The sequence below is a fragment of the Clostridium sp. CCUG 7971 genome (assembly GCF_017590215.1).
In the GTDB taxonomy this organism is placed as follows: Bacteria; Bacillota; Clostridia; order Peptostreptococcales; family Peptostreptococcaceae; genus Faecalimicrobium.
Genome location: NZ_JAFFPK010000100.1, coordinates 1 through 9272 on the forward strand (window position 1 = coordinate 1; position 9272 = coordinate 9272).

Here is a 9272-nt window from a genome sequence, read left to right on the forward strand (position 1 = left end):
ACTTAAGTGTTCTCTTTTTTTGAAAAATCAGGAAAAAAGATTAAGTAGGAGGATTTCTAATGAGTAAACCAGCATACAAAAGAGTATTATTAAAAATAAGTGGCGAAGCATTAGCAGGCGAAAAAGGATTCGGAATAAATAATGAGGTTGTTAATGAAATAGCTTTAGGGATAAAAGAGATACAAGAAAAAGGTGTTGAAGTAGCTATAGTTATAGGCGGAGGAAATTTCTGGAGAGGTAGAACTTCTGAAGGAATGGATAGAACTACTGCAGATTATATAGGTATGTTAGCTACAGTAATGAACTCTATGGCTATGCAAGATGCACTTGATAATATGGAAGTACCAAGTAGAGTACAAACTGCTATAGAAATGAGACAAATAGCAGAACCATATATAAGAAGAAGAGCTGTAAGACACTTAGAAAAAGAAAGAGTTGTTATATTTGGTGCAGGAACTGGAAATCCATACTTCTCAACTGATACAGCAGCAGCACTTAGAGCGGCTGAAATGGAAGCTGAAGTAATTTTACTTGCGAAAAATGTTGATGCAGTATATGATAAAGATCCAAAAGTACATGCAGATGCAGTTAAGTTTGAAGAATTATCATATATGGAAGTTCTACAAAAAGAATTAAAGGTTATGGATACAACGGCTACATCTTTATGTATGGATAACCAAATTCCAATAAAGGTATTTGAATTATCTACAGAGAATATAATAAAGGCAGTAATGGGTGAAAAGATAGGTACAACTGTTAAATAATATATAGGTCTTGTCTAATTATATAAAAAGCAGTTATTATATAAATATAATAAATACAGGAGGGTATTAAAATGAAAGAATTACAAAAACAATTAGAAGCTAAAATGGCTAAAACTATAGAAGCTTTAAAATATGACTACACAAGTATAAGAGCAGGGAGAGCTAATGCTCAAATGTTAGATAAAATAAGAGTTGACTACTATGGAACTCCAACTCCAGTTAATCAAGTAGGAGCTGTTTCTGTTCCAGAGCCAAGAACTATAATGATAAGTCCTTGGGATAAATCAGCTATGGCTGAAATAGAAAAAGCTATAAGAAACTCTGATTTAGGATTAAACCCAACTAATGATGGTAATGTTATAAGACTATCAGTTCCAGCTTTAACAGAAGAAAGAAGAAAAGAATTAGCTAAGCAAGTTCATAAAGTAGCTGAAGAATTTAAAGTTAGACTTAGAAATGAAAGAAGAGATGCTAACGATAAATTAAAGAAGATGGAAAAAGATGGTGAAATAACTGCTGATGAATTAAAGAAGGGTCAAGAAGAAGTTCAAAAAACTACAGATAAATTCATAAAAGAAATAGATGCAGTAGCTAAGGCAAAAGAAGCAGATATAATGGAGGTATAATATTGGAAAAATATTATAACCTTTTAGGCCTTCATGTAAATGATGTAGAAAGTCACTTTAAAAGTAAAAATATAAAATACACTATTAAAACTATCCAAGGTAAAAAAGACAAGGATAAATTAGTTATACCTAAAGTCATAAAAATATCAGAATTAGATGATAGTGTAGAACTATTAATCACATATTTTTCTAACTCCTTAAATTAAGGAGTTAGAATTAATATTGGAGGCAAATATGAATAAAAAGAATACATATGACATAGACTTAAATAAAGTGCCTACTCATATAGCTATTATAATGGATGGAAATGGAAGATGGGCTAAAGCTAGATTTCTTCCGAGAACAGCAGGACATAAAGCTGGAGTAGAAACTATAAGAGAAGTTGTAAAAGAATGTTCAAGATTAGGTGTAAAACACTTAACGCTTTATGCTTTTTCAACAGAAAATTGGAAAAGACCTAAAATTGAAGTAGATACACTAATGAGCTTATTATCAACATATCTAAAAAATGAAATAAGAGAACTTCACAGTAATAATGTGAAGGTAACAGCAATAGGTGATGTAAGTCAATTACCAAAGAGTTGTGTAGAAGAATTAGAAAGATCTTATGAATTAACAAAGTATAATACTGGAGTTAACTTAAATTTAGCATTAAACTATGGAAGTAGATATGATATAAAAAATGCTATGGTAAATATAGCAAAAGATGTAAAATGTGGTAAAATAGATGTAACAGATATAGACGAAGATACTATAAAAAACTATTTGAGCACAAAGTCTATTCCAGACCCAGATTTAATCATTAGAACTAGTGGAGAAGAAAGATTAAGTAACTTCCTACTTTGGGAAGCTGCATATTCGGAATTCTACTTTACAGATATACACTGGCCAGCATTTAATGCTAGTGAACTTCAAAAGGCTATCTACGTATATCAAACTAGAGACAGAAGGTTTGGAGGACTAAAGTAAGGAGAATATTTTATGCTTACAAGGATTATTGGTGGATTAGCCCTAATACCGTTATTTTTATTTATTATAGTTGGAGGGATACCTTTATACATCGCGGAAGTAGCAATAGTTTGCATTGGACTTAATGAGTTTTATAAAGCATTCAAAAGTAAAGATATAAATCCATTATTTATTATAGGGTATATATTTGCAGTATATCTAGGTATAAAAAATACGTTTAATTTGCATATAGAATATACTTATGTAGTAGTATTTATACTTTTCTTAATAGGTATAGGATATCTTTTAAAATGTAAAAATAATATACTAGATATTGCAATTACTTTTTTAGGAATTTTTTATGTAGCAATATTTTTAGATTTTATAATACTTACAATAAATGATTTTGAATTTGGAAAGATTTTTGTATGGCTTATATTTATAATATCCTTTGCAACAGATACATTTGCATACTTCACTGGATACTTATTTGGAAGACACAAACTGATACCTAAAGTAAGCCCTAAAAAAACTGTTGAAGGAAGTATTGGTGGCATACTAGGAAGTGCATGCCTTTGTATTTTATTTGGATATATATTTAGTTTAAATTTATTTACTATGGCTGTAATAGGTAGTTTGGGCAGTATAGTTGCACAATGTGGGGACTTATTTGCATCTTCAATAAAGAGATATGTAGGTATAAAAGATTATGGAAAATTAATACCAGGTCATGGCGGTATATTAGATAGATTTGATAGTGTTATATTAGTAGCACCATATGTATATTATGCAATCGACTTTTTTATTAAGTAGCTTCAGTTTAACTGAAGCTTTAATTATATTCAAAACTATTTATTAAAATGAAAAAAACTTCATATAATATGAAAAAATACATATTAGTGGTATAATATAACAGTAAATTAAAGCTTATATTTAAAGAAAGGAAATATTTCAAAATTAAGTAGAGTTAATATCTATTTACTTAGAAATAAGATAAGTGAATTTTATGAAAAAGATATCTATTTTAGGATCTACGGGATCTATAGGAAAACAAACTTTAGATGTAGTAAGAGCAAATAAAGATAAATTTGAAGTTGTTGCTATTTCTGCTAATAGTAGTGTAGATTTATTATTAGAGCAAATAAAAGAATTTAAACCTAAATATGTTGCAGTATACGACGAAGTAAGCTGTATGAAATTAAAATCTATGATACCAAGTGATATAAATATAGAAGTATTAAGTGGTATGGAAGGGTTAAAGGCGATATCATCATTAGATGAAATAGACGTATTATTGACTGCTATAGTTGGAATGATAGGATTACTTCCTACACTTTGTGCTATAAGAAATGGTAAAGATATAGCACTTGCTAATAAAGAAACACTAGTATGTGCAGGTAGCTTGGTTATGAATGAAGCAAAAAAATATAATGTTAACATACTTCCAGTGGATAGTGAACATAGTGCAATATTCCAATGTTTAAATGGAGAAAAGAATAAGGAAATAGAAAAAATTATACTTACAGCATCAGGCGGACCTTTTAGAGGTCGAAAAAAGCAAGATTTATTACATATAACTAAAAATGAGGCTCTAAAACATCCTAATTGGAGTATGGGGAGAAAAATAAGCATAGATTCATCTACACTTATGAATAAAGGACTTGAAGTTATAGAAGCTAAATGGCTATTTGGAGTAGATTACAATGATATAGATGTAGTAGTACATCCTCAAAGTATAATACATTCAATGGTTCAATTTATAGATAGCTCAGTTATGGCTCAACTTGGATGCCCTGATATGAGACTTCCAATACAATATGCATTAACTTATCCGGATAGATCAGTAAATGATTTTGAAAGACTAGATTTAGCAAAGTTAGCTAGACTTACATTTGAAAATCCAGATTTAGAAACATTCCCATGTTTAAAGCTAGCATATGAAACATTAAAAATGGGAGGAACATACTCAGCTACATTAAATAGTGCAAATGAAGTATTAGTAAGTGAATTTTTAGAGGATAAAATTGGCTTCTATGACATACCATATTACATAGAGAAGACTTTAGAAGCTCATAATAGCATAGAAAATCCAACATTAGAAGAAATATTAGAAGTAGATAAATGGAGTAGAGAATTTGTTAAAAATTCTATACGTTAATAATATAGAATAAAGAAGTTAAAAATTTATATAAAGGATGGTGATGTTATGACTATAATAATAGCATTGTTATTATTTAGTTTAATTGTGTTTATTCATGAATTAGGACACTTCCTTCTTGCAAAAAGAGCTGGAATAACAATACATGAATTTGCAATCGGTATGGGACCGAAGATATTTAGTATAAAAAGGGATGTAGAATACTCAGTAAGATTGTTACCATTAGGTGGATTTGTAAGTATGGAAGGTGAAGATGGAGAATCTAATGACCCTAACTCATTTGGAAATAAAAGTATACTTCAAAGAGCAAGTGTTATATTTGCAGGACCATTTTTCAATATAATACTTACAGTAATATTATTAATACCAGTAATAATATACATAGGGACACCAATACCAAAGTTTGATAAAGTAATGCCTAATAGCCCTGCCCAAAAGGCTGGTATTGAAGTGGGAGACACAATAAAAAGTGTAAACGGAGAATCAATAAAATCTTGGGAACAATTAGTAAATACTGTACATAATTCTAATGGAAAAGAATTAAAATTAGAAATAGATAGAGAAGGAAAAACTCAATCAGTAAACTTAACACCTGCTAAAAATGAAAAAGGAGCTTATCAAATAGGTATAGCACCAGTTTATGAAAGAGATTACCTAGGTGCAATACCAAAAGCATTTAAAATGACTGGTGATATGATAGTACAAATATTAACATTCTTTGGACAATTAATAACAGGAACAGTTCCTGGTGGAATAGGAAATTCAGTAGCAGGGCCAATAGGAGTTTTCGGAATTGTTTCAAATGCCGCTAAAATGGGTATTATCAACCTTATAAATATAGCAGCATTAATAAGTTTAAACTTAGGTATATTTAATTTACTTCCAATACCAGCACTTGATGGTGGAAGACTTGTTATGATAGGACTTGAAGCTATAAGAGGTGGAAAAAAATTAGATCCTAACAAAGAAGGAATGTTACACTTAGCAGGATTTGCAGTATTAATGGCATTTATGATATTTGTAACATATAAAGATATAACTAGATTGTTCTAAAAAGAGAAATAAAAAGTAGGTGACGACGTGAGTTACGAGAGAAGAAAAAGCAGAGAAGTTAGTGTAGGTAGTTTGAAAATAGGAGGCAATAATCCTATAAGTATACAGTCTATGACTAATACTGATACAAGAGATGCCAAAGCTACAATAGCTCAAATAAAAGCATTAGAGGAAGTTGGATGTGATGTTGTAAGAGTTGCAGTTCCAGATATGGAAGCAGCTAAGAATATAGGTGAAATTAAGTCTAATGTAAATATACCTGTAATAGCAGATATTCATTTTGACTATAGACTAGCACTTGAGGCTATAGACCAAGGTATAGATGGAGTTAGAATAAACCCAGGAAATATCGGTAGTATAGATAAAGTTAAGATGGTAGTTGAAAAGTGTAAGGAAAAAAATCTAAAAATTAGAATAGGTGTAAATGGTGGATCATTAGAAAAAGAATTACTTCAAAAATATGGATCAGCAACGCCTAAAGCTCTAGTTGAAAGTGCATTAGGCCATGTTAAAATTCTAGAAGATTTAGATTTTAGAAATATAGTAATATCTCTTAAATCATCAGATATATATAAGACACTAGATGCTTATGAACTTATATCTAAAAAAGTAGACTATCCACTTCATATTGGTATAACTGAATCAGGTAGTGTTAAAAAAGGAACTATAAAATCTTCAATAGGAGTAGGAGCTCTTCTCCTTAAAGGAATAGGAGATACTGTAAGAATATCTCTTACAGGAGATCCTTGTGAAGAAGTAATAGTAGGTAAGGAAATACTAAGAAGCTTAGGATTATTAAATGATAAGATAAAAGTAGTATCTTGTCCTACTTGTGGAAGATGTAATATAGATTTAATAAGTGTAGTAAATGAAGTTGAAAAGAAAATAAATCATATGGATAAAAATATAACTGTTGCGATAATGGGTTGTGCAGTTAATGGACCTGGAGAAGCTAGAGAAGCCGATATTGGTATAGCTGGTGGAAAAGGTGAAGGTTTATTGTTTAAAAAGGGTGAAATAGTTAGAAAAATAAAAGGTAATTCATTGGTAGATGAGTTATTAGAAGAGATAGATAAATATTAATAAAAAAGTACTTATATGAAAATATAAGTACTTTTTTATTGAAAATAACTTAGATATATAATATATTCTGTACTTTTATGTAGACTAAATTTGCAAAAAATGATAAAATATATAAGCATTATTTATGTGGGCGGGCGAGGGATATATTTTAAGAGGGAAGAGGAATGAAACAAACACTTCAAAAAAATCAAATTAAAACAGATGTATTAGCAGGATGCACTACGTTTATAGCAAGCGTATATATAATTATGACTAATGCACTTATTTTATCAGACGCTGGAATAAGCCAAGATGCAGCTATGATAGCTACAATATTTACATGCAGTTTATCAACAATACTTATGGGCTTATTTTCAGACACACCACTTATAGTAGTACCTGGAATGGGTATAAATTCGCTATTTACTTATACAATAGTAAATTCTATGGGGCTTAGTTGGCAAGATGCATTAGGTGCAGTATTTGTAAGTGGTATTATATTTACCATAATAGCGAGTACTAAATTAACACCAATACTTTTAAAATCAATACCAAGTAACTTAAAGCATGCTATAACAGTTGGAGTAGGATTTTTAATATTATTTATAGGACTTCAAAAAAGTGGTCTTGTTGTAACTAATGAAAATACTATGGTAGGACTTGGGAATGTAGCAAATAAAGAAACTTTGCTTAGTATAATTACTTTACTTATAATACTTATACTTCATATAAGGAATATAAATGGTAACTTACTTATAAGCATTATAATAGGTAGTGTATTATCCTTAATAATGGGAGTAACTACTTTAAATAATGTAGATATGAGTATGTTTAATATGGGAGCTTTTAAGGACGTATTTTTAGGAATGTCATTTAAAAATATACTTACTATTCCATTTATAGTTGCTGTTTTTTCTATAACTATTGTTATTGTATTTGAAAATATGGGTATTTTATATGGCCAAATGGAGGCTATTGGAAAAGTTGATAAGTTCCAGAAACCATTTAAAATAGCTGGTATATCAAATATGATAGCAGGGATACTTGGTACAAGCCCAACAATAGTTGCAGCAGAGAATTTTTCTGGTATAAGTGCTGGTGGAAAGAGTAAGATTGCAGCATTTACTTCTGGAATATTATTTTTACTATCATTATTTTTAATTCCTATACTAAAGCTCATCCCAAATGGAGTTATAAGTAGTGTACTTATATTTATCGGGATATTAATGATTCAAACTTTCTTTGATATTGAAAAAGGTGATGTAATAGATACTATAGCTATGATACTTATAATCACTTTAATACCTTTTACTTACAATATAGTAAATGGTATAGCTTTAGGATTTATAGTTTATACACTATTAAGAATTGCATCAGGTAAAGGAAAAGAAATATCTCCTGCTATGTATATACTTACAGGATTATTTATATTAAGTTTTATAATGAACATATCTATGGGGATTGTTCATTAATAAAAAGACAATGATTCATGTCATTGTCTTTTTCATGATTAAATATAGCAATAATACCCGATTGATTCTTAAGACGTTGGGGGTATCGAAAAAGTTTTAAAATATAAAAAATTTCTTGTTACAGTATTGTAAATTTTATCATGTAGACTTTTTTATTTAAAGTAATATAATAAAGATATGAGAAAACGACAAATTAATACAAGATAGGGGGTAATACTATGAGAAAACAAAATAAAATAAATTTTGGAACTCAAAAAAAGAAAAAAATCGACATGAAAAAGATTGCTATAGTGTCGATAGCTGCTGTAGTAATAGTATTTGTTGGTGCTAAAGGAATCGGAGCAACAACAGCTTTTATACAAGAACAAAGACAAGCAAAAATTGAGATGGAAAAGAAGGCAGAAGCAGAAAGAATTCTTGCAGAGAAAAAACGTAAAGAAGAAGAAGAAAGAAAAAAATGGTGATCGGTGTTAACCATAATGGTAAAAAAGATTCATACGATGCACTTGAAATAGCTGACAAGCTTAAATCAGGAAGTTACTCTAATAATGGAGAAAAAATAGTATTTTTAACATTTGATGATGGAACATCTACAACTGTAACACCAGAGATATTAAGAGTATTAGATGAAAACAATGTAAAAGCTACATTCTTTTTAACTGGTCAAAATATAGAGCGTGGTGGCCAAAAAGCGAAGGATCTTATAAAACAAGAATTTGAAAAAGGACATGCTATAGCAAACCATTCATATAGTCACAACTATAAAGTTTTATATCCTCAAAGAACATTAAATTTAGAAGCTTTTAATGCAGATTTTAAAAAGACTGATGATATACTTAAAAATGTATTAGGTCCACACTTCTCAACAAGAGTAATTAGATGTCCAGGAGGACATATGTCTTGGAAAGGAATGGATCCATTAGATTCTTACTTAGCAGAAAATAAAATGGCTTCAATAGATTGGAATGCATTAAATGCTGACGCAGAAGGTAAGAAGAAGAATGCTCAAGAGTTAGCTGATTATGCAATAAAAACTTCACAAGGAAAAGAAATAGTAGTATTATTAATGCACGATACTTATGGAAAAGAGCAAACTGCGAAAGCTCTTCCTCAAATAATAAAACATTTTAAAGATAATGGATATGCTTTTAAAACTTTAGCATAATATAAAAAAGGTTGCCTAAATTTA

11 protein-coding genes are annotated in these 9272 nt (G+C 29.6%); all 11 read left to right on the forward strand.

The annotated features are described in order from the left end of the window. Positions 1-59 precede the first annotated feature (59 nt). The 11 genes from pyrH to JWF52_RS12915 all read left to right on the forward strand — a co-directional run bounded on the left by pyrH (position 60) and on the right by JWF52_RS12915 (position 9248). Positions 60-764, forward strand: coding sequence for a UMP kinase (gene pyrH / locus JWF52_RS12865; RefSeq protein WP_042273561.1), 705 nt, complete (start codon positions 60-62; stop codon positions 762-764). 71 nt (positions 765-835) lie between these two features. Then, positions 836-1390, forward strand: coding sequence for a ribosome recycling factor (gene frr, locus JWF52_RS12870; protein WP_208333952.1), 555 nt, complete (start codon positions 836-838; stop codon positions 1388-1390). Between the two features lie 2 nt (positions 1391-1392). Further along, a complete protein-coding gene (locus JWF52_RS12875; RefSeq protein ID WP_208333953.1) occupies positions 1393-1596 on the forward strand; it encodes a hypothetical protein in 204 nt (67 codons plus the stop codon). A gap of 28 nt (positions 1597-1624) precedes the next feature. Continuing rightward, a complete protein-coding gene (gene uppS / locus JWF52_RS12880; protein WP_208333954.1) occupies positions 1625-2359 on the forward strand; it encodes an undecaprenyl pyrophosphate synthase in 735 nt (244 codons plus the stop codon). 12 nt (positions 2360-2371) lie between these two features. Then, the gene (locus JWF52_RS12885; protein ID WP_208333955.1) at positions 2372-3151 is read left to right on the forward strand and encodes a phosphatidate cytidylyltransferase; all 780 of its coding nucleotides are present in this window, start codon (positions 2372-2374) and stop codon (positions 3149-3151) included. A gap of 193 nt (positions 3152-3344) precedes the next feature. After that, positions 3345-4496 (forward strand): 1-deoxy-D-xylulose-5-phosphate reductoisomerase, encoded by a 1152-nt coding sequence (locus tag JWF52_RS12890; protein WP_208333956.1) that lies wholly within the window; start codon positions 3345-3347, stop codon positions 4494-4496. Positions 4497-4544: 48 nt separating this feature from the next. Then, positions 4545-5549, forward strand: a complete 1005-nt coding sequence (gene rseP / locus JWF52_RS12895; RefSeq protein ID WP_208333957.1) for an RIP metalloprotease RseP — start codon at positions 4545-4547, stop codon at positions 5547-5549. Positions 5550-5576: 27 nt separating this feature from the next. Beyond that, positions 5577-6632, forward strand: coding sequence for a flavodoxin-dependent (E)-4-hydroxy-3-methylbut-2-enyl-diphosphate synthase (gene ispG, locus JWF52_RS12900; RefSeq protein ID WP_208333958.1), 1056 nt, complete (start codon positions 5577-5579; stop codon positions 6630-6632). Positions 6633-6796: 164 nt separating this feature from the next. Then, complete coding sequence (locus JWF52_RS12905) at positions 6797-8083, forward strand: NCS2 family permease (RefSeq protein WP_208333959.1); 1287 nt, start codon at positions 6797-6799, stop codon at positions 8081-8083. Between the two features lie 218 nt (positions 8084-8301). Continuing rightward, complete coding sequence (locus JWF52_RS12910; RefSeq protein ID WP_208333960.1) at positions 8302-8547, forward strand: hypothetical protein; 246 nt, start codon at positions 8302-8304, stop codon at positions 8545-8547. Then, positions 8541-9248 carry a polysaccharide deacetylase family protein gene (locus tag JWF52_RS12915; RefSeq protein ID WP_208333961.1) on the forward strand — a complete coding sequence of 236 codons (708 nt, stop codon included), beginning with the start codon at positions 8541-8543 and terminating at the stop codon, positions 9246-9248. The genes JWF52_RS12910 and JWF52_RS12915 overlap by 7 nt, the downstream gene beginning before the upstream one ends. Positions 9249-9272: the final 24 nt, after the last annotated feature.